This window comes from Citrobacter sp. wls619, assembly GCF_005281345.1.
Lineage (GTDB): Bacteria > Pseudomonadota > Gammaproteobacteria > Enterobacterales > Enterobacteriaceae > Citrobacter.
On the sequence record NZ_SZXJ01000035.1, the window covers coordinates 81,656 to 106,066 of the forward strand.

Annotated in this window: 19 protein-coding genes; 8 read left to right on the forward strand and 11 right to left on the reverse strand. The window is 52.4% G+C overall.

Going from position 1 to position 24,411, the window contains the following annotated elements; all coding sequences use genetic code 11:
* Nucleotides 1-15: 15 nt before the first annotated feature.
* From FDX19_RS05995 to FDX19_RS06015, 5 genes are read right to left on the reverse strand one after another with little or no spacing between them, the layout of a single operon-like run.
* Complete coding sequence (locus tag FDX19_RS05995; protein WP_137382002.1) at nucleotides 16-591, reverse strand: glycerol-3-phosphate responsive antiterminator; 576 nt, start codon at nucleotides 589-591, stop codon at nucleotides 16-18.
* Nucleotides 591-2,147: an FAD-binding oxidoreductase gene (locus FDX19_RS06000; protein WP_137382003.1), complete on the reverse strand. Its 1,557-nt coding sequence runs from the start codon at nucleotides 2,145-2,147 to the stop codon at nucleotides 591-593. Before FDX19_RS06000 ends, FDX19_RS05995 begins: the two co-directional genes overlap by 1 nt.
* Entirely contained in the window at nucleotides 2,144-3,823 is a 1,680-nt protein-coding gene (locus FDX19_RS06005; RefSeq protein ID WP_137382004.1) for a glycerol-3-phosphate dehydrogenase/oxidase, read from the reverse strand. Before FDX19_RS06005 ends, FDX19_RS06000 begins: the two co-directional genes overlap by 4 nt.
* Nucleotides 3,820-5,364, reverse strand: a complete 1,545-nt coding sequence (locus FDX19_RS06010; RefSeq protein WP_137382005.1) for an FGGY family carbohydrate kinase — start codon at nucleotides 5,362-5,364, stop codon at nucleotides 3,820-3,822. Before FDX19_RS06010 ends, FDX19_RS06005 begins: the two co-directional genes overlap by 4 nt.
* Nucleotides 5,361-6,851, reverse strand: coding sequence for an MFS transporter (locus FDX19_RS06015; protein ID WP_368666070.1), 1,491 nt, complete (start codon nucleotides 6,849-6,851; stop codon nucleotides 5,361-5,363). The genes FDX19_RS06010 and FDX19_RS06015 overlap by 4 nt, the downstream gene beginning before the upstream one ends.
* A 548-nt stretch (nucleotides 6,852-7,399) precedes the next feature.
* Here FDX19_RS06015 and FDX19_RS06020 point away from each other — a divergent pair.
* The 4 genes from FDX19_RS06020 to FDX19_RS06035 all read left to right on the forward strand — a co-directional run bounded on the left by FDX19_RS06020 (nucleotide 7,400) and on the right by FDX19_RS06035 (nucleotide 12,469).
* Nucleotides 7,400-8,689: an MFS transporter gene (locus FDX19_RS06020; protein ID WP_048213619.1), complete on the forward strand. Its 1,290-nt coding sequence runs from the start codon at nucleotides 7,400-7,402 to the stop codon at nucleotides 8,687-8,689.
* Nucleotides 8,661-9,686 carry an alcohol dehydrogenase catalytic domain-containing protein gene (locus tag FDX19_RS06025; protein ID WP_137382007.1) on the forward strand — a complete coding sequence of 342 codons (1,026 nt, stop codon included), beginning with the start codon at nucleotides 8,661-8,663 and terminating at the stop codon, nucleotides 9,684-9,686. The genes FDX19_RS06020 and FDX19_RS06025 overlap by 29 nt, the downstream gene beginning before the upstream one ends.
* Before the next feature lie 20 nt (nucleotides 9,687-9,706).
* The gene (gene uxuA / locus FDX19_RS06030; RefSeq protein WP_137382008.1) at nucleotides 9,707-10,891 is read left to right on the forward strand and encodes a mannonate dehydratase; all 1,185 of its coding nucleotides are present in this window, start codon (nucleotides 9,707-9,709) and stop codon (nucleotides 10,889-10,891) included.
* A gap of 105 nt (nucleotides 10,892-10,996) precedes the next feature.
* A complete protein-coding gene (locus FDX19_RS06035; protein ID WP_137382009.1) occupies nucleotides 10,997-12,469 on the forward strand; it encodes a fructuronate reductase in 1,473 nt (490 codons plus the stop codon).
* Between the two features lie 10 nt (nucleotides 12,470-12,479).
* On the opposite strand, the gene FDX19_RS06040 is transcribed toward FDX19_RS06035, so the two are convergent.
* Both FDX19_RS06040 and FDX19_RS06045 read right to left on the reverse strand, forming a co-directional pair.
* The gene (locus FDX19_RS06040; protein WP_137382010.1) at nucleotides 12,480-13,151 is read right to left on the reverse strand and encodes a FadR/GntR family transcriptional regulator; all 672 of its coding nucleotides are present in this window, start codon (nucleotides 13,149-13,151) and stop codon (nucleotides 12,480-12,482) included.
* A gap of 143 nt (nucleotides 13,152-13,294) precedes the next feature.
* Nucleotides 13,295-14,488 carry an NAD(P)/FAD-dependent oxidoreductase gene (locus FDX19_RS06045; RefSeq protein WP_137382011.1) on the reverse strand — a complete coding sequence of 398 codons (1,194 nt, stop codon included), beginning with the start codon at nucleotides 14,486-14,488 and terminating at the stop codon, nucleotides 13,295-13,297.
* 229 nt (nucleotides 14,489-14,717) lie between these two features.
* On the opposite strand from FDX19_RS06045, the gene pitA reads away from it, so the two are divergent.
* Nucleotides 14,718-16,217 (forward strand): inorganic phosphate transporter PitA, encoded by a 1,500-nt coding sequence (gene pitA / locus FDX19_RS06050; RefSeq protein WP_137382012.1) that lies wholly within the window; start codon nucleotides 14,718-14,720, stop codon nucleotides 16,215-16,217.
* A 64-nt stretch (nucleotides 16,218-16,281) separates the two neighbouring features.
* Here pitA and uspB read toward each other — a convergent pair whose 3' ends face one another.
* On the reverse strand, nucleotides 16,282-16,617 hold the full coding sequence (uspB, locus tag FDX19_RS06055; RefSeq protein ID WP_003023371.1) for a universal stress protein UspB: 336 nt from the start codon (nucleotides 16,615-16,617) through the stop codon (nucleotides 16,282-16,284).
* A gap of 393 nt (nucleotides 16,618-17,010) precedes the next feature.
* Here uspB and uspA point away from each other — a divergent pair, with 393 nt between their 5' ends.
* Nucleotides 17,011-17,448, forward strand: a complete 438-nt coding sequence (gene uspA / locus FDX19_RS06060) for a universal stress protein UspA (protein WP_137382013.1) — start codon at nucleotides 17,011-17,013, stop codon at nucleotides 17,446-17,448.
* 281 nt (nucleotides 17,449-17,729) lie between these two features.
* Nucleotides 17,730-19,202, forward strand: coding sequence for a dipeptide/tripeptide permease DtpB (gene dtpB / locus FDX19_RS06065; RefSeq protein WP_137382014.1), 1,473 nt, complete (start codon nucleotides 17,730-17,732; stop codon nucleotides 19,200-19,202).
* An 87-nt stretch (nucleotides 19,203-19,289) separates the two neighbouring features.
* Here dtpB and FDX19_RS06070 read toward each other — a convergent pair whose 3' ends face one another.
* Complete coding sequence (locus tag FDX19_RS06070; RefSeq protein ID WP_137382015.1) at nucleotides 19,290-19,793, reverse strand: Rrf2 family transcriptional regulator; 504 nt, start codon at nucleotides 19,791-19,793, stop codon at nucleotides 19,290-19,292.
* A gap of 231 nt (nucleotides 19,794-20,024) precedes the next feature.
* On the opposite strand from FDX19_RS06070, the gene FDX19_RS06075 reads away from it, so the two are divergent.
* Nucleotides 20,025-21,224 carry an NAD(P)/FAD-dependent oxidoreductase gene (locus FDX19_RS06075; protein WP_137382016.1) on the forward strand — a complete coding sequence of 400 codons (1,200 nt, stop codon included), beginning with the start codon at nucleotides 20,025-20,027 and terminating at the stop codon, nucleotides 21,222-21,224.
* A gap of 106 nt (nucleotides 21,225-21,330) precedes the next feature.
* On the opposite strand, the gene rsmJ is transcribed toward FDX19_RS06075, so the two are convergent.
* Together rsmJ and prlC are read right to left on the reverse strand one after the other, a co-directional pair.
* Nucleotides 21,331-22,080 carry a 16S rRNA (guanine(1516)-N(2))-methyltransferase RsmJ gene (gene rsmJ / locus FDX19_RS06080; RefSeq protein ID WP_137382017.1) on the reverse strand — a complete coding sequence of 250 codons (750 nt, stop codon included), beginning with the start codon at nucleotides 22,078-22,080 and terminating at the stop codon, nucleotides 21,331-21,333.
* 133 nt (nucleotides 22,081-22,213) lie between these two features.
* Nucleotides 22,214-24,256 (reverse strand): oligopeptidase A, encoded by a 2,043-nt coding sequence (prlC, locus tag FDX19_RS06085; RefSeq protein WP_137382018.1) that lies wholly within the window; start codon nucleotides 24,254-24,256, stop codon nucleotides 22,214-22,216.
* Between the last annotated feature and the right edge of the window lie 155 nt (nucleotides 24,257-24,411).

Consider the following 24,411-nt stretch of genomic DNA (forward strand, 5'->3'; position numbering starts at 1 on the left):
TCGGCTCCCGGTGTTCTAACGGCGAAGGTCTATATCCCATAACGCGCTATCACTGCTCGAAACGGCTATCGCGCCGTGTAACAGCGCCGTTTGAGCATGTTCCTCGTTACAGACGAAGCCTGATGCCACTATCGGCGGCAACACATTACGGTCAGCCTGTGAGAGTAGCGGCAACATCTGCGCGGGCATCAGTTGCACGTAATCGGGTTCGCTTTGTTCTACGGCTTTCAGGCTACGTAACCAGGTGGAACGGTCGGTGACAAAGATTTTCTGCATCGTCACCAGTCCACACTTTTTCGCACGCTGTACGGTTTGTAAACGCGTCGAGAGCAACCCCATCGCTCCCGTTTCGGCCACATAATCAATGCCGCCCTTATCCTGGGACAGCCCATTGCAGCTGTCGATATTCACGATGACGTACTTCCCCGCCTTCGACAGCAGTTCTATCACCGGATGGAGCTTAATCAGGTCAATGTTGGCAATAATGCAGACTTCCGCCTTGCTGGACAGCGCGGTTTTCAATTGCTCAATTCCGTAAATCGCCATGATGACGGGCTGGCGCGCCAGGAGCACGCCAAGATTTTTGATCATTATTGACCTGCCTGATGTGAAGGAAGATCGACGCTTAACCCCAGTTTGCCTGGGTTAAGAATGTTTTTCGGATCCAGCGCATATTTGATATCCGCCAGAACGGAAAGCGATTCGCCTAAAGAAGCCTGCATATAGGGCGAACGCAGGAGACCCACACCATGATGGTGGCTAAGGGAGGTGTTGTGCTTAATTAACACCGCATTCGCTGCATCCCATGCCGCACGATACCAGGCCGCACGTTGTTCAATCGCCACATCACCGCGCAATGAGAAATAGAGGCATGCGCCGTCGATGTAGGCGTGAGACTGATGCGCCGAACCGGCCAGCGTGCCGGGTACGGCGTTAATCGCAGCCACCACATCATCATACACGTCGCTAAGATCGCGCCAACGACCCACCATTTCCAGCGTATCCGCCACCAGACCTGGGCTCTTTTTAAAGCCTTCAGCACTTTTTCCGGTCAGATATCGGGTGTCCAGCCAGCGTTCAAAAATAGCCTCGCCGTCGAGTTGTTGTCCGCTGCGTTGGCACACGCGTTCGCTGATAGCCAGTACCGCATCGACAATCTCAGGCTCCCCCTCATCCGCAATCAACAGGACATTGGTCTCTGGTAAACCAAACTGCACGCCGCTTTCCAGGTTATCGTACAGGCGCAACGCTGCGGGGTTCGCGCCATGCTGTAAGATTTCACGGCATGCCTCCAGACCACTGGCGAAGCTGGAAAAACCCCAGGCGATGGCACGCCCATAGTCAGGTAAACGATGCAGTTTCAGACGCACACGGACAATCACCCCCAATGTGCCTTCAGAACCAATAAACATCTGCTGTAGATCAGGCCCCGTTGCGCTACGCGCATAGCCACCCACGGTGATTAAGCGGCCATCGGCAAGGACGACATCCATCCCAAAAACCATATCTTCAATTTTTCCGTAGCGGGTCGACAACTGTCCCGCGCCACGACAGGCCACCCAACCGCCCACGGTACTGATACCAAACGATGACGGCCAGTGGCCCATCGTCATGCCGTACTCTTTTTGGATGGTTTGTTCAAAAATATCGCCGAACATGCCGGCTTCAACGTCAACAATCTGACTTTGTGGATCGAAGTCGATAAGTTTGTTGAGTTCGCAAACATCCAGCACAATGCCCCCCCGCAACGGCAATGCGGCGCCAGTGACGTTACTGCGCCCGGCGGAAACCGTGACCGGGATTGCCAACGCATTCGCCAGACGCATCACATCCTGAATTTGTTCTACCGTAGAGACACGTACAATCGCCCCTTTTGACGTGGCCGGTGCGCCCTGGGTTTCCGCAATCATCGATCCGGCCCACCAGTCGCGGGTCCAGGTAATCACATCAGACTCCGACGTCAGCACCTCATCAGCAATGACCCGCAGTCGATCAAACGTTGCCTCGCTCATCACCACCGGATCAATTTGCATCCCTTTCGCGCCACCGCTGCTTTTGATATCCGTCGCCCATGCCGGGCACGTGTGTGCACCTACCGTATAATTTCCACGGTTGTAACCGCGTTTAATCGCTTCTTTACTGATCATTCGGATGTCCCCATAAGAGTTGATTTTTCATGTTTAATTGCCGCCCGATAGCTGGCTACCTGCCGGGCCACCTGTTCAGGCTGAAGCTTGAGCTCTTGTTGCAGAATTTCCCCCACGCGTTCCGCAGCATTCGCTGACGCATCACGAGCCATCAGACGGGCACGAATTCGGCGCGATAACACATCATCAATGGTACTGGCGAGTTCATGGCGCACGGCATACACCACTTCCGCTTCGGTATAGGGAAGCCCTTCCACAATTGGCTTTGCCAGTAAGGGATTGGACTGGATAAGGTCACTGACAAAATGCGCTTCCGTCCCGTAGCGCTCCCCCAGGTGCGCAGACAAACCGCCCGATGCCAGAATCGCCTGCGGGTCATAGCCCGCCGCCCCCAGCAACCAGGCGGTTTTGGTTGAGCAGGCCTTTTTACGGCCGAGTATTTTGCTGGCGGCATCGATGGTCTCTTCTGCCATATGACGTGATGTCGTCAGCTTGCCGCCGACAATCGTAATCAGACCATCTGCCGCAACCGTGATTTCATGATTACGTTTCATCTCAACGGTCTTGCCTCCCGCCGTCCCCACCAGAGGGCGGCAACCGGCGATACTTCCCACCACGTCTTCCGGGCGGAGATCGGTTTTCAATGCCGAATTCGCCCCTTCCAGCAGAAAGTCCAGTTCAGCGCGATTGCAGTGAACATCATTGAGATCGCCCTGATAATCCTCATCGGTGGTACCCAAATAGGAAACGTTGCCCCAACGGGTGATCGTTGCGCGGCGACTGCGCCCGGCAACCGGGATCGTCACCGTGCAATCATTGCGGATCTTCATCCACGGAATAGCAACATGTACCCCTTTGGCAGGACGGATATTCAGCGGCGATGCGTCACCTTTTTTCAGCCCATTCCAGTCACGTAGCCAGACGCCCGTCGCCATGATGACAACCCGTGCGTTGACCTGAATTTCTCTGCCATCGGCATAGACGATGGCTCCATTCACTTTGCCGTGCTGGTCGCGCGTGGTTTCGATGACTTCCGCGTGGTTGGTCACCACCGCGCCATGAAACGCCGCCGTGCGCACCAATGCCAACGTCAGTCGGGCATCGTCGACGCGGGCATCGAAATACATAAAACCACCGGATAGCTGTTCTTCTTTGAGCGTCGGGCAATGCGACAGCACTTCCGCAGGGGTCAATTTTTGGTGAAGGATGCCTTCCCGCCATCCTCCCGCAAGGTCGTAGGTCCAGAGCAGGCTTTCAAATGCAGCGGACATCCGCTTGTCGAATACGCCATTTTTATCGAGCACCGGGAATAAAAAAGGTAACCGTTGCACCAGATGACGGGCATTCCTCCGCATACGCTGGCGTTCGAGCAAAGAGTGGCGAACCAGTCCCAGATTTCCTTGTTCGATATAGCGCAGACCGCCGTGTACCATTTTCGATGACTTTGATGAAGTGCCTGAGGCAAAGTCACTTTTCTCAATCAGCGCCACCCGGTAGCCACGCAGGCTGGCATCCAACGCCGCATAGGCTCCGGTTACGCCACCACCGACAATCAGAATGTCGTAGGTGTCGCTTTCCAGTCGATCCAGTTGCTCAGGTCGATGCAGACGCAGCGGCTCTGCACCGTACATCTCACTACAGGTTTTGTTGGGCTTTCGCGAAGGGAATAACTTCATGAGTAAGTGTGCTCCTGATTAGCTGAGGTGAGGCTGTCGGCGGCTTCCATTTCGAGTGCAATACGCATCGCCCAGCGGTTAATTTTTTGCTCGCGAAGGTCATGACTGATTTTCGGCTCAAATAGCCGCGCGGTTTTTAGCATGGCGCAGGCATCCGACAGCGAGTCCCACAGCAGCCCATTGGCTCCTGCCAAAAACGCAACGCCACGTAAGCTTGCCCGCGCCGTTTCGGCCATTCGCCGCACAGGAATACCGCTAAGATCGGCCTGGATTTGCAATAACGTATCGCTATTTGATAACCCTCCCCCGACCACCAACTCTTTTGTGGGGATCCCGGTTGCCGCTTCATTTGCGCGAATACAGGCCGCGACCGAATGCGCAATCCCTTCCAGAATCGCGTAGGCCACCTGCGAGCGCGTGGTCGAAATTGAGATACCGTTCAGGGACGCACGGGCATGAGGCTGGAGATGGGGTACGCGTAGCCCCGTTAGCGCCGGAATAAAACTTACGCCACCCGCGTCGCTAGCCTGCGCGGCCAGTTCGCTGATCTGTTCGGGTGAGTCAAACCAATGCAGCTTTTCGCACACCCAGTTGAGCGCCGAACCGGTAGTGGGGACAAAGGTTTCGACAGAGAAATGTGAAAGCCCTTTTTGGCGACGCGCCGTCATGGTGAGCGTACTTTCACAGCCCTTTTGCAATGTTGGTACCGCTGGCCCCATCATTAAATCAACAAAGCTGCCAGTGCCATGCATACAAAAAGCCTGCCCTCGCTCGGTACACCCCAGCCCAATCGCCCCCGCAAACTGATCCCCTGCGCAGGCCAGGATCGGCACGCTTATCCCCAGAATATCTTCACGCGTGGTGCCGAAGTCATCGGCATCATCATGTAATTCAGGCAACAATGACGCCGGAAAGCCCAGCGTCTGTAGCCATGGCAAATGATAGTGATGCTCTTTGAGGCAATACGCGCCAGCAGAGGTGGCATTTGTCGGAGTGGTGACACTTTTTTTCTCCTGCGCCAAATGCCAAAGCAACCAGCTATCAACGGTACCAAAGACCAGTGTTCCAGCCTGATACGCCTTCGCCACCGCAGGCGTATTGGCAAGATGGTGCGACGCCCAAAGATAAGGAGAGCGTATCCCAACCGGTCGCCCAATCAGCGGCAGCAGTTTTGCGTCCCATTCAGGGGCTAGCTGGGCCAGTTCGTCCGTGAAACGCGCATCCTGCCAGACCATCGCCGGAGTTAATGCCTTGCCCGTTTGCGCATCCCACAGCACTGCCGTTGAGCGTTGGGTCGCAATCGCCAGCGCCACAATGCGCATCTTGTTGCATTGCGCGTTAGCTATCGCTTTGCGACAAACCTCAATAGTGGCCTGCAAGACCTCGTCAGCATCTTGTTCCACCACACCATGACGCAGACTACTGACCTGAAGCGGCTGGTATTCCAGGCAGTGAACCTGGCTATTTTGTGCAACAACTGCCGCACGGGTCCCCGATGTACCTTCATCAATAGCCAGAATGACATCTTCGTATTCACTCATTTCGTACTCCTGTTTGATTCTGGGGCCATCGACTCTGGATAAGGTGAATGGGGTGATTCGAACTGCGGCGCACCAGGCTCGTTATCCGGCTGAATAGTGGTGCGGGTGGGGTCCCACGGAATAACAAAACAGATAATGCTCGCAAACAGCGGCACGGCAGACATGATCAGGAAGGTCGTTTGCAGGCCATACAAATCACGGAAGACCGGGAAAATAAACAGCCCAAGCGCCGCACCTATTGCCCCGAGCGCACCGACCACGCCGTTCGCGCCAGCCCGCAGTTCACTGCGAAAAGAGAGTGACGACAGGCTTTTCCCGTTTGCACCAGGTCCGCCAGAGTGGCAAAGAATAAACAGTGCAGGGACCAACAAAGAGGCCCAAAGTGGCATAGTGTCACTGAACAGACCCAGCGTGAGTAGCACGAGGAAGGCCACGGCAAAACCGATCGCCGAGGCGCGGCGCAACCCCAGACGGCGTCCAATCGCAGGCGATAAGAAACCGCCGACGATGCCGAAAACGTTAAAAAATAGTGAACATAAAGTTGCGTAAACAAAGTTTTTACCAAACATCGCAGCACTAATAACCGGCAAATACCAGCCCACACCGAAATATTGGATCGACTGACAGATTTGAACGGTCGAAGCCAGAATCGTACGTGGTAAATAAACACCACGGAATATTAACAGCACATTTCTTGCGCCTTTTTCAGCCTGCCCAATAACGGGTTTCTGTTCTGCTTTTGGCGCCAGAATAAATTGGTCACCGTATATTTTATTCATGGCAACGATAGCGTCAGGTAATCGTGATTTCCTTGCCAACCAGACCGGACTTTCCACTAAATAACGGAACTGGAAAAATAGAACGATCAGTCCACATAATGCCGTTACAGCAATGGAATAACGCCAGATGGCATCACCTACGTCCCATGAGTAAAACATCAGCGCTAATACCAAATTTAAACAAACGGCAACATACCAGACACCCTGCCAGGTATTTAGACGGCTTTTGAGTTTCACAGGCGTGAACTCTGCCAGCATGGCCATTGCCACAGCAAAGTCCATCCCGTAAGAGACACCAACAAAGAAACGACCTACGATAATCGTGCTAAAACTGGAAGATGACATCACCAACAAAGCACCAATCACCGCCATTATTTTGGCAATAATCAGCGGTGGCACACGACCCCAGCGATCGGCTATCCAGCCGCCAATCGGGTTAAATAATATGGCGACCCAGGATGAAAATGAGGTGAGTAGTGCAACTTCGGTCGCAGTAAGATTTAAATTGCGGGTCATTGGGTTTAATCCAGCACTGAGGGCTGAATTTGAAAAAGCATCAAGAAAAAGACCGCCTAGCGCCAACCACCAAATAACACCAGCTCTGCCACTGATTTTTCCCCTGGCATCGATGCAATTAATGACATCATCTACACCGCGGATTTTTATCGGATTTGAGAATGAACATGCGGACATGGCTTTCCCCTTCATAATATTCGGAAGAAGGTCGCCATTAGCTAAAAAAATGCAATAAGAGACCATCTTAATTTCACAGATAGTCTCTTATCTAAAATCTGTATTTTTCCACTCTAGAAGGTAACCCAAAGCGTGTCAAAGCGACTTTTAGTCCCATCGTTGATTCTGTGACATGTAGCTCAAATGTTAATGAAGCATTACAAAAAGAGGTCGTTATAAACCATTTTTCCGTTCTCTGCGGGTGGGATACCACTGTGACTGTACCTGGCCGCTGCGCTGGTTGACTGATTTGCGCTGAACGTTCGCCGTTTTCCCTGTACGACGCTATTGCAATATCCACCCAAAATAGGTGTTGAATACGAAGCTCGTTTTTATCCCAAATTTCACCACTAACATCAAAAACCTTAAAATTCATAAAGATATGCCAACACACATTTGACCGTGATTATTTAACGCGCTAATTTTTCGTTATGTTGATCACATTCGTATCAAAAGAATGGTGATCTTAAAATAGGTTTTAAATATTGTGGTCAGGCCACTAGACCACAATAAGAGGATATATCATGAAAAGAAAAACAATGGGATGGCTTATCGTTTTTCTTCTTTTTATAGTTTACATGCTTAACTATATGGATCGTTCAGCATTGTCGATCACCGCTCCACTCATCGAAAAGGAATTAGGATTCAATGCTGCTGAGATGGGTATGATATTCAGCGCATTCTTTGTTGGTTATGCACTATTTAACTTTATCGGTGGCTGGGCCAGTGACCGATTTGGCCCCAAGACAGTATTTCTGGTCGCCGCATTACTCTGGTCAGTATTTTGTGGGATGACCAGTCTGGTTACTGGCTTATGGACTATGCTGGCTGTTCGCGTATTATTCGGCATGGCTGAAGGGCCGGTCAGTGCTGCAGGTAATAAAATAATCAATAACTGGATTTCGCGTAAAGAATCGGCCACTGCCATCGGTATTTTCAGCGCAGGTTCGCCGTTGGGCGGCGCAATTTCCGGTCCGGTGGTTGGTCTGCTGGCTCTTTCATTAGGCTGGCGTCCGGCATTCGGTATTATTTTCCTGTTTGGTTTAGCCTGGGTATTACTTTGGTATTTCATTGCCAGTGATAAACCCTCAAAAAGTAAACACCTCGCCCCGGAAGAACGGGTCGATTTTGAAAACCATGATGACATCATTTTAGCGGATGACGGTAAAGCGATGCCTTCTCTCGGCTACTACATGAAGCAGCCGATGGTGTGGGCAACGACGCTGGCCTTCTTCAGCTATAACTACATACTCTTTTTCTTCCTGACCTGGTTCCCAAGCTATCTGAACCACTCGCTACACCTTGATATTAAAGAAATCAGTATTGCAACGGTGATCCCCTGGGTGATTGGTGCAATCGGCATGGTATTGGGGGGCGTATGCTCTGACTTTATCTATCGGGTAACGGGCAACGCCCTGCTTTCTCGCCGTCTCATTCTCGGTGTTTGCCTGGCTGGAGCGGCAATCTGTGTGGCGGTTTCTGGAACGGTTACCACTATCGGCAGTGCCGTTGGATTGATGTCAGTCTCGTTATTCCTGCTGTATTTGACTGGACCTATTTATTGGGCAGTTATTCAGGATGTCGTGCACAAAGATAAAGTGGGTAGCGTCGGTGGTGCCATGCATGGGCTGGCAAATATATCCGGAATTATTGGCCCTTTGGTCACCGGATTTATTGTTCAGTTCAGCGGTAAATATGATTACGCATTCTATCTGGCTGGTGCTATTGCGATTGTTTCCAGCTGCCTGGTATTCGTATTTGTCAAAAATAAAGGATTAAAAACAAATGAAAGTCAAAGCTGTCTACATCAATAAACCTGGTGAAATTGAAACCCGTTGGGTTGATTACCCGGAAAAGAAAGATAATGAAGTATTAATAAAGGTTGATGCTGCTGGAATATGTGGCTCTGATATAGGTGCATTTCGCGGCACTAACCCCCTGGTGACCTATCCACGTATTATTGGACATGAAGTCACGGGTATTGTTATTAAACAAGGCAAGGGTATGCCAGCAAATATTAAGGAAGGTGACCGCGTTATCGTTGATCCTTATATTTATTGTGGTCATTGCTACCCCTGTTCAGTGGGGAGAACAAATTGCTGTGAAAACCTGAAGGTCATTGGCGTACATATTGATGGTGCAATGCAGGAGGTGGTTGCTCACCCCGCGCATTTGATTCACAAAATCCCGGATGACGTCGCCACTGAGATGGCTCCGTTGGCTGAACCATTGACTATCGCACTGCATGCGCTACATCGCGCCAAACTGACGGCCGGGGAGCATATCGCCATTATTGGAGCCGGTGCGATTGGTCTGATGGCAGCATTGAGCGCATTGCGCTACGGTGCGACGCCAATTCTGATCGATATCGTGGACGAACGACTTCAGTACGCAAAATCGCTGGGCGTGCCTTACGTCATCAATCCGTCGAACACCCAGGTTGTTGAGGCGATTAAAGATATCACGCAGGGGACGATGGCACAGGTTGTCGTCGAAGCATCTGGTGCCAACAGTGCAATTCGCGAAACGCTGGATCTTGCTTCGTTTGCGGGTCGTATTGCTTTCACCGGCTGGCCAAAACAGGAGACATCGTTACCCACTAACCTGATCACGTTTAAAGAGTTGGATCTGCGCGGATCACGTACCAGTGCTGGCGAATTCGAAGAAGCGTTACAGATGCTGGCTACGCTGAACATTAATCCTGCAGATGTCGTCAGCAAGGTGGTGAATATTGATGATGTGCCTGACGCCGTGAAGGAACTCGCTCAATACCCGGAACGCTATCTGAAGATCAATGCGACCTTTCATTAATTTTTCCAGGAGATAAAGCAATGGAACAAACCTGGCGTTGGTATGGCCCGAACGATCCCGTGTCGTTGTCCGATGTTCGTCAAGCCGGTGCAACGGGTGTGGTAACTGCACTGCACCATATTCCAAACGGTGAAGTCTGGTCCGTAGAAGAAATTCTCAAACGCAAAGCGATCGTGGAAAAAGCGGGTCTGGTCTGGTCGGTCGTGGAAAGCGTGCCGATCCATGAAGACATCAAGACCCACACGGGCCAGTACGATCTGTGGATCAAGAATTACCAGCAGACGCTGCGCAATCTCGCCCAATGCGGCATCTTTACCGTGTGCTACAACTTCATGCCGGTTCTGGACTGGACCCGTACCGACCTGGAGTATGTGCTACCCGACGGTTCAAAGGCTCTGCGCTTTGACCAGATTGAGTTTGCCGCCTTTGAGCTGCATATCCTCAAGCGTCCCGGTGCGGAAGCGGACTACAGCGCGGAGGAAATTGCCCAGGCTCACCAGCGTTTTGCGGATATGAGCGAAGAGGACAAAGCCCGGCTGACGCGAAATATCATTGCCGGTCTGCCAGGTGCCGAGGAAGGCTATACGCTGGATCAATTCCGTAGCCACCTTGCAACCTATAAAGATATCGACAAAGCAGCCTTACGGGAAAATTTCGCCTGGTTCCTGAAAGCCATTATCCCGGTAGCGGAAGAAGTGGGTGTACGTATGGCGGTTCATCCGGATGATCCACCGCGCCCAATTCTTGGCCTGCCGCGCATCGTTTCTACTGTAGAAGATATGCAGTGGATGGTGGATACCGTAAGCAGTACCGCCAACGGTTTTACGATGTGTACAGGATCTTACGGCGTACGCGCAGACAACGATTTGGTGGATATGATCAAACAGTTCGGCCCGCGGATTTACTTTACGCACCTGCGTTCCACACAACGCGAAGAGAATCCCAAAACCTTCCATGAGGCGGCACATCTTTCCGGGGATGTCGATATGTACAACGTCGTGAAAGCGATAGTCGAAGAAGAACAGCGGCGTAAAGCGGAAGGCAACGCCTCACTTATCCCCATGCGACCAGACCATGGTCATCAAATGCTTGATGATCTGAAAAAGAAAACCAACCCAGGGTATTCCGCTATTGGTCGCCTTAAAGGCCTGGCTGAAGTACGCGGCGTTGAACTGGCTATCCAGCGTGCCTTCTTCAATCAGTAACCACATTGCCGCATGGTATCCCCGCCATGCGGTTTTTCACTTTCAGTCAGGACCGGTCTTTGATAGCGCATTATCAAAGAAGATCATCAATGACAGGAGTTTGTCATGGACAAGAATCTCGCCACCGCCCAGATTTCCACCCCACGCCCGCGCTGGGATCGTTCACGCCTTGTTTCGCGCATCGTACATCTTGGTTGCGGTGCTTTTCACCGCGCTCATCAGGCACTCTATACACATCATTTGCTGGAAAGCAGTGACAGCGACTGGGGTATCTGTGAGGTCAACCTGATGCCCGGAAACGATGCCACACTGATTCAAAACCTGAAGGCGCAGGATCTGCTGTACACCGTTGCCGAGCGCGGAGCACAAACGACAGAGCTTAAAATCATTGGCGCGATGAAAGAAGCGCTGCATCCTGAGTTTGACGGCTGTGAAGCCATTATCCACGCAATGGCACGTCCAGAAACGGCTATCGTTTCACTGACCATCACCGAAAAAGGATATTGCACAGATGCCGCCAGCGGCGAGCTGGATCTGAATCATCCGTTTATCCAGCACGACATTGCTCACCCACAGTCCCCCAAATCCGCAATGGGTTATATCGTCGAAGCCCTCGCGCTACGCCGCCAGCAGGGATTGAAGGCTTTTACTGTGCTGTCCTGCGACAACGTGCGAGAAAATGGCCACGTCGCAAAAACCGCGGTCCTGGGTTTAGCCGCCGAGCGCGATCCGCAGCTGGCTGAGTGGATTGCCGAACAGGCAACGTTCCCCTGCACGATGGTAGACCGCATCGTTCCGGCAGCAACAGAAGAGACGTTAGCGCAAATCGCTGAACAGCTTGGGGTAGATGATCCCTGTGCCATTGCCTGTGAGCCGTTCCGTCAGTGGGTGATTGAAGATAACTTTGTCAATGGGCGTCCGGACTGGGATCGCGTGGGCGCACAGTTTGTAGCAGATGTGGTGCCTTTTGAGATGATGAAGTTACGCATGCTCAACGGCAGCCACTCTTTCCTGGCGTACCTTGGTTATCTGGGCGGGTATGAAACGATTGCCGATACGATGACCAACCCGGCGTATCGCAATGCAGCGCGGGCTTTAATGCTCAATGAACAAGCGCCGACGCTGTCGATGCCGGAAGGAACAGACCTTGCGGCTTATGCAGAGCTGCTGATTGCGCGCTTTACTAATCCATCACTGAAGCACCGAACCTGGCAAATTGCGATGGATGGCAGCCAGAAATTACCGCAACGCTTGCTGGACCCCATTCGACTCCATCTGAAAAAAGGCGCAGACGCTCGCCATCTGACGTTGGGAGTCGCCGGTTGGATGCGCTACATCAGCGGTGTGGATGAACAAGGTCATCCGATTGAGGTGATAGATCCGCTGTCAGCGCAGTATCAGGCTATTTATCAACAGTATCAATCAATAGAAGAACGTGTCCGGGCGCTGTTAACCATTGACACTATCTTTGGGCGAGACCTTTGCGAGAACACAGACTTTATCGAACGCGTAACCGCTGCCTGTCAGCAGTTGCACAGCGTAGGCGCACGTGCCGCGGTAGCCGCTCTACGCCAATAGCGTGGTGTGATTAAAGACCCACGATCTGTCTGACATAGGCCAGATGTTCCAGCGATTTTTGGTAAGCACCGTCAGCATCAGCCTGGCGGATCGCATCCACAATCGCTTTATGCTGTGTATTCATGCTGGTTAATACATCCCGATTGCCGGAACGTTTGTCCAGTCCGGCATACGGGATATTAACGCGCTGTTCCCACAGCATTCGCGACATATCAAGCAGTACGCGGTTCTGGCTGGCTTCTGATACTGTTAAATGAAATTGCTTATCGAGGGAATAAAAACCATGCACATTGTTTTCGCTAATGGCCTTTTCCATGCTGAGATGCAGTGCTTCAAGCTGGCTAATGAGATCATCTTTCCCGGCCTGAGCAGCAAGACGCGCACAATGGCTGTCGACCAACTCACGCGAATAGAGGATTTCTTCAATCGTATAATCACTGGTGGAATGCTTTTTATCAGCAACAATCACACCATTACCTGACTGGATGGTGATCCATCCGGAAATCTCCAGCACAATCAGCGCTTCTCTGAGCGATGCGCGACTTACGCCAAGTTGCTTCGCCAGCTCACGTTCGGGGGGTAAGAAGCTTCCCGGCGGAAAAATACCATCATTGATGAGCTTAATGATGAGATTGGCTATCTTTTGATAGAGCCGCTCCTGTTTTACCTCAGGAATAACCATGTGTCTCCCGTTCTCTTATCTGTGCGATTTTTAACTGATTTATCATATCATTCCTGGAGTTAAGAAACGCACGTCAGAGTCAGTTCATGTATCACACATCACGATGATATTTTTTCTTATTGTGTGCAGACAGAGTCTTTCACTTATGCAGACCCCAAATCCTGTGCACATGCCCAGGCGCTCGACCACGCCCACTGGAAGTTATACCCACCCAACCAGCCGGTGACATCCATCACTTCACCAATAAAGTACAGCCCTGGCACTTTGCGGGCTTCCATCGTGCGCGAAGACAGTTCGTTGGTATCCACGCCACCCAGCGTGACCTCCGCTGTGCGATACCCTTCCGTACCGTTCGGCTGCACCCGCCATTCAGTTAACGTCTCCACCAGCGTTTGCTGATCGCGCACGTTAAGTTGTTTCAGCGTTACATCCGGGATTTGCCCTAATTGCTGCAGGCATTCCACCAGACGTTTCGGCAACTGCATCGCTAACGTGTTCTTTAAGCTCTGATTTGGATGTGCGCTTCGTTGTTCGTCGAGAAAGCTCGCAAGGTCAACATCCGGCAACAAATTAATGCTGACAAATTCGCCGGGCTGCCAAAAACTGGAAATTTGCAAAACGGCCGGACCTGAAAGCCCACGGTGCGTAAAGAGCAGGTTTTCACGAAATACGGTGCCGTCTTCAGCGGTGATTACGGAAGGAACAGACACGCCTGAGAGCACCTGAAGCTGCTCCAGCAGTGGCTTATGCAACGTAAAGGGCACCAGGCCTGCGCGCGTCGGCAACACCTTCAGTCCAAACTGTTCGGCAATTTTATAACCAAACGGCGTTGCCCCCAGACCCGGCATGGAAAGCCCACCGGAGGCAATCACCAATTTCTTCGCACCGACCGTCATCCCGTTCAGTTCCAGGATGAAGCCGTCATCATCTCGTGTGACGCTCAGGACTTCGCTACGTAACCGCATCGTAACGTTACCTTTTTCGCACTCGGCAACCAGCATATCGACGATTTGTTGGGCCGAATCATCGCAGAACAGCTGACCAAGCGTTTTTTCGTGCCAGGCAATGCCGTGTTTCCCCACCAGATCGATAAAGTCCCACTGTGTATAGCGAGCCAGCGCCGATTTGCAAAAATGCGGGTTTTGACTCAAATATGCAGCCGGTTCCACATAAAGATTGGTAAAGTTACAACGCCCTCCGCCGGACATGAGGATCTTACGTCCCGGCTTTTTACCATTATCAATCAGCAGTACTTGACTGCCTGCTTGCCCTGCCTGCGCGGCACAGAACATACCCGCTGCGCCAGCGCCTATAATAACGGTATCAAACCTTTCCACGTTGCGATCCTCTCTAAAAAGCGGGCGTGAATTGTAAAGATTCCTCAGTGGTCGCACCAGCACCAAACTATCAATAATAGGTATTTATATGAATTCTATAGGATAATTCTTTAGTGGTGTAAAACAAAGCAGGAGACAAATCAAAAAAACTCTATATTTCACTTTGCCCGCGCCGCCAAAGTCACTGATAATGCGCCGCGTTCATGTCCTCAAAATGGCGTAACGTCCTATGCTACATTTGTTTGCTGGCCTGGATTTACATACCGGGCTTTTATTATTGCTTGCTCTGGCTTTTGTGCTGTTCTACGAAGCAATTAACGGCTTCCACGATACAGCCAATGCTGTCGCAACCGTGATCTATACCCGTGCAATGCGTTCGCAATTGGCGGTGGTCATGGCTGCGTTGTTCAACTTCTTTGGTGTTTTGCTGGGTGGTCTCAGCGTAGCGTATGCCATCGTGCATATGCTACCAACGGATCTGCTGCTCAACATGGGTTCTTCACATGGCCTCGCCATGGTGTTCTCCATGCTGCTGGCGGCAATTATCTGGAACCTCGGTACCTGGTACTTTGGTCTGCCTGCATCCAGCTCCCACACGCTGATTGGCGCGATCATCGGTATTGGTTTAACCAATGCGTTGATGAACGGGACTTCAGTGGTGGACGCACTTAACATCCCGAAAGTGCTCAATATTTTCGGTTCGCTGATCATTTCCCCTATTGTCGGTCTGGTGTTCGCTGGCGGTCTGATCTTCTTGCTGCGTCGTTACTGGAACGGCACCAAGAAGCGGGCGCGTATTCACCTGACGCCAGCAGAGCGTGAAAAGAAAGATGGTAAGAAAAAGCCGCCGTTCTGGACGCGTATCGCGCTGATCCTCTCCGCTATCGGTGTGGCGTTCTCTCATGGCGCTAACGATGGGCAGAAAGGTATTGGTCTGGTAATGCTGGTACTGATTGGCGTAGCGCCTGCAGGTTTCGTGGTGAATATGAATGCTTCTGGTTACGAAATTACGCGTACCCGTGATGCTATCAATAACGTCGAAACCTACTTCCAGCAGCGCCCTGACCTGCTCAAACAGGCGACCGGCGTTGATCAGTTGATTCCGTCTCCGACGGAAACGGCGACAACGACACCAGCAGAGTTCCATTGTCACCCGGCAAATACCATCAACGCGCTTGAGCGTGCGAAAGGTATGTTGGCGAACCTGGAAACCTACGACAAGCTAAGCGTTGAGCAGCGTAGCCAGCTGCGTCGCATTATGCTGTGCATTTCTGATACGACCGATAAAGTCGTGAAACTGCCTGGCGTAAGCAGCGACGATCAGCGCCTGCTGAAGAAACTGAAAACCGACATGCTGAGCACCATTGAGTACGCACCCGTGTGGATTATCATGGCTGTTGCTCTGGCTCTGGGCTGCGGTACGATGATTGGCTGGCGTCGCGTGGCGACCACTATCGGTGAGAAAATCGGTAAGAAAGGCATGACCTATGCTCAGGGGATGTCGGCACAGATGACTGCCGCAGTCTCTATCGGTCTCGCCAGTTACACCGGTATGCCTGTTTCCACCACTCACGTTCTCTCCTCTTCTGTTGCAGGGACGATGGTTGTTGACGGTGGCGGTTTGCAGCGTAAAACGGTAACCAGCATTCTGATGGCCTGGGTCTTCACCCTGCCAGCAGCGATTATCCTTTCCGGGGTGCTGTACTGGCTCTCCCTGAAGCTAATCTAAGCGCATGCACAGTAAAAAAGCGGGTCAGGAAACTGACCCGCTTTTTTTATATCTGTCGTAGAAATCAGTGCCAGATAATCAGCGCGACCATACTGATTAACACCAGCCCACATAACGCGCTGGTAAGGATGAACTGACCGCGAACCCGCTCACAGCGGCGAATAAACTCATCGTCATGATGATCACGGTAACGCTGAGCGTAGATATACCACACCAGACGCATCTGCTTGTTAGGTTGCCCATGCGAGGTAAAAAAGCCGCCCCCATCGACATACTGGTAAAGTAATGGATCGCAACCACGAAGTACCACTAACAGTGCGCGTAGCGAAGAAAAATAACGCGCCATATTAACAATGCAAACGACACATAAAGCCCAGAATAACGCAATGGTGCTTATCATATCTCCTCCCCGGCGACCCGCCCACGGAAATCCTTTCCGGGACTACCGCTCCCCGATACCCTGCCAAACCATTCAGTGAAGAGTACAACTGAAACCGCTCGTGTTAGTGTCACGCATCCGAGCGCCTCTCTAAATAGTGTAGGAGATCAGTTAATTTTTTTGCCAGAAGGTTAAGCACTATCAATGCAATTAACTAAAAAATTTGTTTAACTACTTGGCAAGCAAGGCGGATTGACGGATTATCCCGGTCGCTATAATGTAAGGATAGTCCTTATAAGGTACGTTTTTACGACTGGGCTAGCCCCGCGCACAACGTTCGCAGGACGCGGATGACGCGGCGGCAAATGAACGCCAGCAGGCTAGTCATCGACAACTTATGGAAGGAGTAACACTATGGCTTATAAACACATTCTTATCGCGGTTGATCTTTCTCCAGAAAGCAAAGTTCTGGTTGAAAAAGCGGTCTCTATGGCGCGGCCTTACAATGCGAAAGTCTCCCTTATCCACGTTGACGTAAACTATTCCGACCTGTACACCGGGCTAATCGACGTGAATCTGGGCGACATGCAGAAACGCATTTCTGAAGAAACCCACCACGCCTTAACCGAGCTGTCCACCAATGCAGGCTACCCAATCACCGAAACCCTGAGCGGTAGCGGCGACCTGGGCCAGGTCCTGGTCGATGCCATCAAAAAATACGACATGGATCTCGTCGTTTGTGGCCACCACCAGGATTTCTGGAGCAAACTGATGTCCTCCGCGCGTCAACTGATCAACACCGTGCACGTCGACATGTTGATTGTTCCGCTGCGTGACGAAGAAGAAGCATAAAATGCTTGCTGCCGGGGAATAACCCGGCCCGCTGCAAACAGTAAAGCCTGTAAACGCCCGCCTGTGCGGGCGTTTTTGTTTTTATCATTCGGACACAATTAGTACATCAATCCAACAAATAAATCATAATTAGTGTGATCAACTAATTGGATCGAAAACTATCTCTATAATAATCTACTCTTACGGCTAATCGCCGCAGTCTATAACAAAATAAGACTTTTTCGGCGCGTTTAAGAATACGCGTTCATACTTTTCGGGATGGCTTTGAAAGGCGAAGGAATATGAATACTACTGCACCTACGGGCTTGCTGCAGCAACCTCGTCCGTTCTTCATGATCTTCTTTGTGGAATTATGGGAACGATTTGGCTATTACGGCGTTCAGGGCATCCTGGCGGTATTTTTTGTTAAGCAGCTCGGATTTTCTCAGGAACAGGCTTTTATCACCTTTGGCGCGTTTGCGGCATTGGTATACGGCCTGATCTCCATCGGCGGCTATGTCGGCGACCATCTTTTAGGGACCAAACGCACGCTGGTGCTCGGCGCTATCGTACTGGCACTTGGTTACTTCATGACCGGGATGTCACTGCTCAAGCCCGACCTGATTTTTATCGCACTGGGTACCATTGCCGTGGGTAACGGGCTGTTTAAAGCCAACCCGGCAAGCCTGCTGTCAAAATGCTATCCCCCGAAAGACGCCCGTCTGGACGGTGCTTTTACCCTGTTTTATATGTCGATCAACATCGGTTCGCTGTTGTCACTGTCGCTGGCGCCGGTGATTGCCGATAAGTTTGGTTACGCCGTTACCTATAACCTGTGCGGTGCCGGGCTTATCGTTGCGCTGCTGGTCTACTTTGCCTGTCGTGGCATGGTGAAGAATATCGGTTCTGAACCCGATCATAAGCCGCTGAATTTCCGTAACCTGCTCTATGTGCTGGCCGGTACGGTGGTGATGGTATTCATCTGCGCCTGGCTGATGCACAACGTTAAAGTTGCCAACCTGGTGCTGATCGTACTGTCGATTGTCGTCACCATTATCTTCTTCCGTCAGGCATTCAAACTGGATAAAACCGGACGCAATAAGATGTTCGTGGCCTTTATCCTGATGCTGGAAGCGGTGGTGTTCTACGTGCTGTATGCACAGATGCCGACATCACTGAACTTCTTTGCCATCAATAACGTGCATCATGAAATTCTCGGTATTACCATCAACCCGGTGAGTTTCCAGGCGCTGAACCCCTTCTGGGTGGTACTGGCAAGCCCGGTGCTGGCCGCGATTTATACCCGTCTGGGCAACAAGGGCAAAGACCTGACCATGCCGATGAAGTTTACGCTTGGCATGTTCCTGTGCTCACTAGGCTTCCTGACTGCCGCCGCAGCCGGAATGTGGTTTGCCGATGCGCAAGGGCTGACGTCTCCGTGGTTTATCGTGCTGGTTTATCTGTTCCAGAGTCTGGGTGAACTGCTGATTAGCGCCCTGGGACTGGCAATGGTCGCCGCGCTGGTGCCACAACACCTGATGGGCTTTATTCTTGGGATGTGGTTCCTGACCCAGGCAGCAGCCTTCCTGATGGGGGGTTACGTCGCAACGTTTACAGCCGTACCGGAAAACATTACCGATCCACTCCAGACGCTGCCTATCTACACCAACGTGTTCAGCAAGATTGGCCTGGTCACCCTGGCGGTAACGGTCGTGATGGCGATGATGGTGCCATGGCTGAACCGCATGATTAATACGCCGAGTACCGAACAGTAATACACCGTGCCGGATGGCGGCTATTGCCTAATCCGGCCTACGTTCACTATGCCCGGTACGCCTTGCGCTATCGGGCATTTCCAACCGCTACCCTTTGCGCGCGTTTATCCACTCCTGCACTTCCACCACGAAGGTATCTGGCGCTTTGCGGTACATCTTACGTGCCAAATCCAGAATGGTATGCTGGCCAAGCGCTTCTTCCATGCGCTGTTGCGCCATGTCCATTACCGAACGCACGCCGCAAATGCCTTCACAAGCCCACTGTGGCGGATGCTCCTCAAAAACGGCCAAACGCTGGCGAATTTCACGACACTCAAAAATACGCTTATCGCCATCGATGGCATTGACCACATCCAGCACAGTGATGTCTTCCGCGGGTTTAGCCAACTGGAAACCGCCGCCCTTGCCCTCAATACTGCGCACCAGACCTGCTTTCGACAGACGAGTGAAGATTTTTGCCAGATAGTCATATGGCACGCTTTGTAGTTCGGCAATTTCTCGCACGCTCATATCCCGCGCATCGCCTTTGCTGTCGACCATACACATCAGGCTATGGATGCCGTACTCAACCCCGGAACTGTAAAATGCCATTTTTTATCTCAGCCAAAATGAATCTGAGTTTATTGTAGCTTTTTCATCTAAAGCATTCCAGAGAACAGAGTGATTCCTCATAAGCATAAAAATATAAATAGATATTTATCAAATAGATAATAAAAAATCTCAACGCAATAAAGAAAAAAGGATCAGGATCGCATTGCAATCCATAACTACGACCAATAAAATCCGAGTAAATAATTCGTAGTCACCAGTGAGATACAACTAATGCAGAAACAAATTCTGATCGTGGGTGCCGGTTTTGCCGGTATGTGGGCAGCATTGAGCGCCGCACGTCTGGCGGATAAAAACCAGCAGGCCATTGATATTACGGTGATTGCGCCACAGCCAGAGCTACGTGTACGCCCGCGTTTTTATGAAAGCGCGGTCCACACGCTGGTCGCCCCGCTGCAACCGTTATTCGACACCACCGGCGTTAACTTCCTGCAAGGTCACGTTGAGCAGATCCTCCCGGCCTCTAAAGAGGTAAGCTGGAAAGATGCCAACGGTGAAATTCATCTGCGCCGCTACGACCGCCTGGTGCTCGCCAGCGGCAGCCACGTAAACCGCGACATTGTCGCCGGCGCCGCCGAGCACGCGTTTGACCTCGACCAACTCGAGAGCGCCGCCGTACTGGAGCAGCACATTAAGGATCTGGCGTTACAACCGGAATGTGAGGCTCGCAATACGGTCGTGGTCTGTGGCGGCGGCTTTACCGGGATTGAAATGGCGCTGGAATTGCCGGGGCGTTTGCGCGAAATATTAGGTGCTGATGCTAAGACCAGAGTTGTCGTAGTTGAACGCGGCGCTCAACCAGGCGGGCGCTGGAGCCAGGAATTACGTGATGTCATTATCGAAGCCTCCGCTGAACTGGGCGTCGAATGGCGGGTCAATGCGGAAGTGGAGTGCGTGGATGCCTGCGGCGTCACGCTGAAAGATGGGCAGACCATCGCCTCACAGACCGTTATCTGGACGGTTGGCGTCCAGGCAAACGAGTTAACGGCGCAAATTGACGCACCGCGCGATCGCCAGGGTCGCCTGCATGTGGACGCTAACCTTCAGGTCATCGGCCATGATGATATCTATGCCACCGGCGATGTGGCTTATGCCGCCACCGATGATAAAGGTAATCACGCGCTAATGACCTGCCAGCACGCTATTTTACTGGGCAAATTTGCCGGAAATAACGCGGCAGCCAGCTTGCTAAACGTTGCGCCACTGCCGTACCGTCAGGAAAACTACGTCACCTGTCTGGATCTGGGTGCCTGGGGCGCGGTGTATACCGAAGGGTGGGATCAGCAGGTAAAACTGACGCGTGCAGAGGCGAAAAAGCTGAAGGTATCTATTGTCAGTGAGTTGATATATCCACCGAAGGCTGACAAGGCCGTAGCGTTTGAGATTGCCGACCCGCTGGCTCCATTCGTGTAGTCGAATCGCCGGATGCGGCTAACGCCTTATCCGGCTTACAAACCACACTCAGCCGTAGGCCTGATAAGCGCAGCGCATCAGGCGATTCAGCGCACAGACCTACAAACTATGCTGTCCCTGAGTAGATATCGAACCGATGCCCTTTGGTGACTACCGCATTGGGTGTCGCCACATCCGCGAGCGGCGGCGCGTAATCCGGGCGCTTCACCACGACACGTTTAGTCGCCAGCTGACGCGCAGGCTCCAGCAGGCCGTCAGCATCCAGATCCGGCCCCACCAGCGACTGAAACACGCGCATCTCTTTTTTCACCAGCGCGCTTTTCTGCTTATGTGGAAACATCGGGTCGAGATACACCACCTGCGGGCGCGGAGTGATATCGGTTAACGCCGTCAGACTGGACGCATGGATCAGTTGTAATCGCTCCTGCAACCACAGCCCGATTTCCGGGTCGGCATAGCCGCGCGCCAGGCCATCGTCGAGCAGCGCCGCCACCACCGGATTACGTTCCAGCATTCGTACGCGACAGCCTACCGAGGCCAGCACAAATGCATCGCGCCCCAGTCCTGCGGTGGCATCGACCACGTCTGGCAGATAATCGCCTTTAATGCCGACCGCCTTCGCTACCGCTTCACCGCGGCCACCGCCAAACTTGCGCCGATGGGCCATCGCCCCGCCGACAAAATCAACGAAGATACCGCCAAGTTTGGGTTCATCACGTTTACGCAGTTCCAGATGCTCTGCTGTCATCACCAGCGCCATCAGGTTATCTTCATCGTGTTCTAACCCCCAGCGGGCAGCAAGAACAGATAAGGCGCCGTCTCCGGCGCCTGTTTCATCAATTAAGCAGATTTTCAATTCCGCTTTACCCTAAATAATTCGAGTTGCATCAAGACAACAAGTGAAGGAATCCCTGGGAACGTACAAATAGTACGTGACCAGGGTGAGTGAGCGCAGTTGCCGGAGAGGCAGCTTGAAGTATGACGGTAAATCAGCCTTTAATCCCGTAATGCTCCAGCATCGCATCCAGCTGCGGCTCACGGCCACGGAAGCGTTTGAACAGCGTCATTGGCTCCTCAGCCCCCCCTCGAGTCAGGATGCTATCCAGGAAAGACTGTCCGGTTTGGCGGTTGAAAATCCCCTCTTCTTCAAAGCGAGAGAACGCGTCAGCCGCCAGGACATCAGCCCACAGATAGCTGTAGTAACCCGCTGCGTAGCCGCCCGCAAAAATGTGGCTGAAGGCATGCGGGAAGCGGCCCCATGTCGGCCCTGGCACGACGGCAACCTGCTTTTTAATCTCGGCCAGGGTTTCAAGGATTTTCGCCCCTTGCTGCGGGTTAAACTCCGCGTGCAGACGGAAATCAAACAGGCCGAATTCCAGCTGACGCAGAATAAACAGCGCTGCCTGGTAGTTTTTCGCCGCCAGCATTTTATCCAGCAATTCTTTCGGCAGCGGCTCACCGGTTTCATAGTGACCGGAGATAAACGCCAGCGCTTCTGGCTCCCAGCACCAGTTCTCCATAAACTGGCTCGGCAGTTCGACGGCATCCCACGGCACGCCGTTGATGCCGGAAACACCGGCCGTTTCGATGCGGGTCAGCATGTGGTGCAGACCGTGACCAAACTCATGGAACAGGGTGATCACTTCATCGTGGGTAAACAGCGCCGGTTTACCGTTCACCGGACGGTTGAAGTTACAGGTCAGATAAGCGACCGGTTTTTGCAACGTACCGTCGGTTTTACGCATCTGGCCGACACAGTCGTCCATCCACGCCCCGCCGCGTTTGTGTTCACGCGCGTACAGGTCCAGATAGAAGCTGCCACGCAGCTCGTTGTTTTCATCGTACAGTTCAAAGAAGCGAACTTCCGGATGCCAGACGTCTACGTCAGTACGCTCTTTCGCGGTAATGCCGTAAATGCGCTTAACCACTTCAAACAGGCCGTTAACCGCTTTGTTTTCCGGGAAGTAAGGACGCAACTGCTCATCGCTGATGCTGTAAAGGTGCTGTTTTTGCTTCTCGCTGTAGTACGCGATGTCCCACGGCTGCAGCTCATCAACGCCAAATTCCGCTTTCGCGAAGGCGCGCAGTTGGGCCAGCTCTTTCTCACCCTGCGGACGGGCGCGTTTCGCCAGATCCGTCAGGAAGTCGAGCACCTGCTGCGGGTTTTCCGCCATTTTCGTGGCCAGAGATTTAAAGGCGTAGCTTTCGAAGCCCAGCAGTTGAGCCAGTTCGTGGCGCAGCGCGAGGATCTCTTCCATTATCGGGCTGTTATCCCATTTGCCCGCGTTTGGCCCCTGGTCAGATGCGCGGGTGGAATAAGCGCGGTACATCTCTTCACGCAGAGCCTGGTTGTCGCAGTAGGTCATGACCGGCAGGTAGCTCGGGATGTCCAGCGTCAGCAGATAACCTTCCTGCTCTTTGGCTTCAGCCTGGGCTTTAGCGGCGGCCAGCGCACTTTCCGGCATCCCGGCAAGCGCAGATTCGTCGGTGACGAGTTTGGTCCAGCCCATAGTCGCATCCAGCACGTTGTTGCTGTACAGGTTACCCAGTTCAGACAGACGGGTCGCGATTTCGCCATAGCGCTGTTGTTTTTCTTTCGGCAAACCAATGCCAGACAGCTCAAAATCACGCAGTGCGTTATCGACCGCTTTTTTCTGTGCGGTATTCAGGGTGGCGTAATGATCGCCATCGCGCAGATCGCGGTAGGCTTTGTACAGCCCCTCATGTTGCCCAACCCAGGTGCTGTATTCAGACAGCAGCGGCAGCGTTTGTTCGTATGCTTCGCGCAGCTCCGGGCTGTTTTTCACCGAATTCAGGTGGCTGACCGGAGAGAAAATACGCCCCAGAACATCGTCCACTTCCGCCAATGGCTGGCAGAGATTTTCCCAGGTGTACGGCGCGCCCTGCGCAACCACGCGTTCAACGTTTTCGCGGCAATCGTTTAGCGCCTTAGTCACAGCGGGAACGACATGCTCAGGCTGAATTTTAGAAAACGGCGGCAGTTCGAAGGGAGTCAGCAATGGATTGGTCATTAGCGCGGTCCTGTTGAAAAGAGTGAATGAAGCGCGTATCCGGCGCTGTGCATATTATTTGTAGAATGGGGTTAAGTGTAGAGGATTTCAATACTCACCGTGATGGAAAGACGCCCGGTGGCGCTACGCTTACCGGGCCTACGGGTAATCTGTGC

Bases quoted from the DNA above. Each gene is read 5' to 3' on its own strand.
- uspB (WP_003023371.1), bottom strand. From the start codon at position 16,617: ATGATAAGCACCATTGCGTTATTCTGGGCTTTATGTGTCGTTTGCATT.
- FDX19_RS06020 (WP_048213619.1), top strand. From the start codon at position 7,400: ATGAAAAGAAAAACAATGGGATGGCTTATCGTTTTTCTTCTTTTTATA.
- FDX19_RS06025 (WP_137382007.1), top strand. From the start codon at position 8,661: ATGAAAGTCAAAGCTGTCTACATCAATAAACCTGGTGAAATTGAAACC.
- FDX19_RS05995 (WP_137382002.1), bottom strand. From the start codon at position 591: ATGATCAAAAATCTTGGCGTGCTCCTGGCGCGCCAGCCCGTCATCATG.
- FDX19_RS06000 (WP_137382003.1), bottom strand. From the start codon at position 2,147: ATGATCAGTAAAGAAGCGATTAAACGCGGTTACAACCGTGGAAATTAT.
- FDX19_RS06010 (WP_137382005.1), bottom strand. From the start codon at position 5,364: ATGAGTGAATACGAAGATGTCATTCTGGCTATTGATGAAGGTACATCG.
- pitA (WP_137382012.1), top strand. From the start codon at position 14,718: ATGCTACATTTGTTTGCTGGCCTGGATTTACATACCGGGCTTTTATTA.
- FDX19_RS06015 (WP_368666070.1), bottom strand. From the start codon at position 6,851: ATGAAGGGGAAAGCCATGTCCGCATGTTCATTCTCAAATCCGATAAAA.
- FDX19_RS06040 (WP_137382010.1), bottom strand. From the start codon at position 13,151: ATGGTTATTCCTGAGGTAAAACAGGAGCGGCTCTATCAAAAGATAGCC.
- FDX19_RS06075 (WP_137382016.1), top strand. From the start codon at position 20,025: ATGCAGAAACAAATTCTGATCGTGGGTGCCGGTTTTGCCGGTATGTGG.
- dtpB (WP_137382014.1), top strand. From the start codon at position 17,730: ATGAATACTACTGCACCTACGGGCTTGCTGCAGCAACCTCGTCCGTTC.
- uspA (WP_137382013.1), top strand. From the start codon at position 17,011: ATGGCTTATAAACACATTCTTATCGCGGTTGATCTTTCTCCAGAAAGC.
- uxuA (WP_137382008.1), top strand. From the start codon at position 9,707: ATGGAACAAACCTGGCGTTGGTATGGCCCGAACGATCCCGTGTCGTTG.
- FDX19_RS06070 (WP_137382015.1), bottom strand. From the start codon at position 19,793: ATGGCATTTTACAGTTCCGGGGTTGAGTACGGCATCCATAGCCTGATG.
- FDX19_RS06005 (WP_137382004.1), bottom strand. From the start codon at position 3,823: ATGAAGTTATTCCCTTCGCGAAAGCCCAACAAAACCTGTAGTGAGATG.
- FDX19_RS06035 (WP_137382009.1), top strand. From the start codon at position 10,997: ATGGACAAGAATCTCGCCACCGCCCAGATTTCCACCCCACGCCCGCGC.
- prlC (WP_137382018.1), bottom strand. From the start codon at position 24,256: ATGACCAATCCATTGCTGACTCCCTTCGAACTGCCGCCGTTTTCTAAA.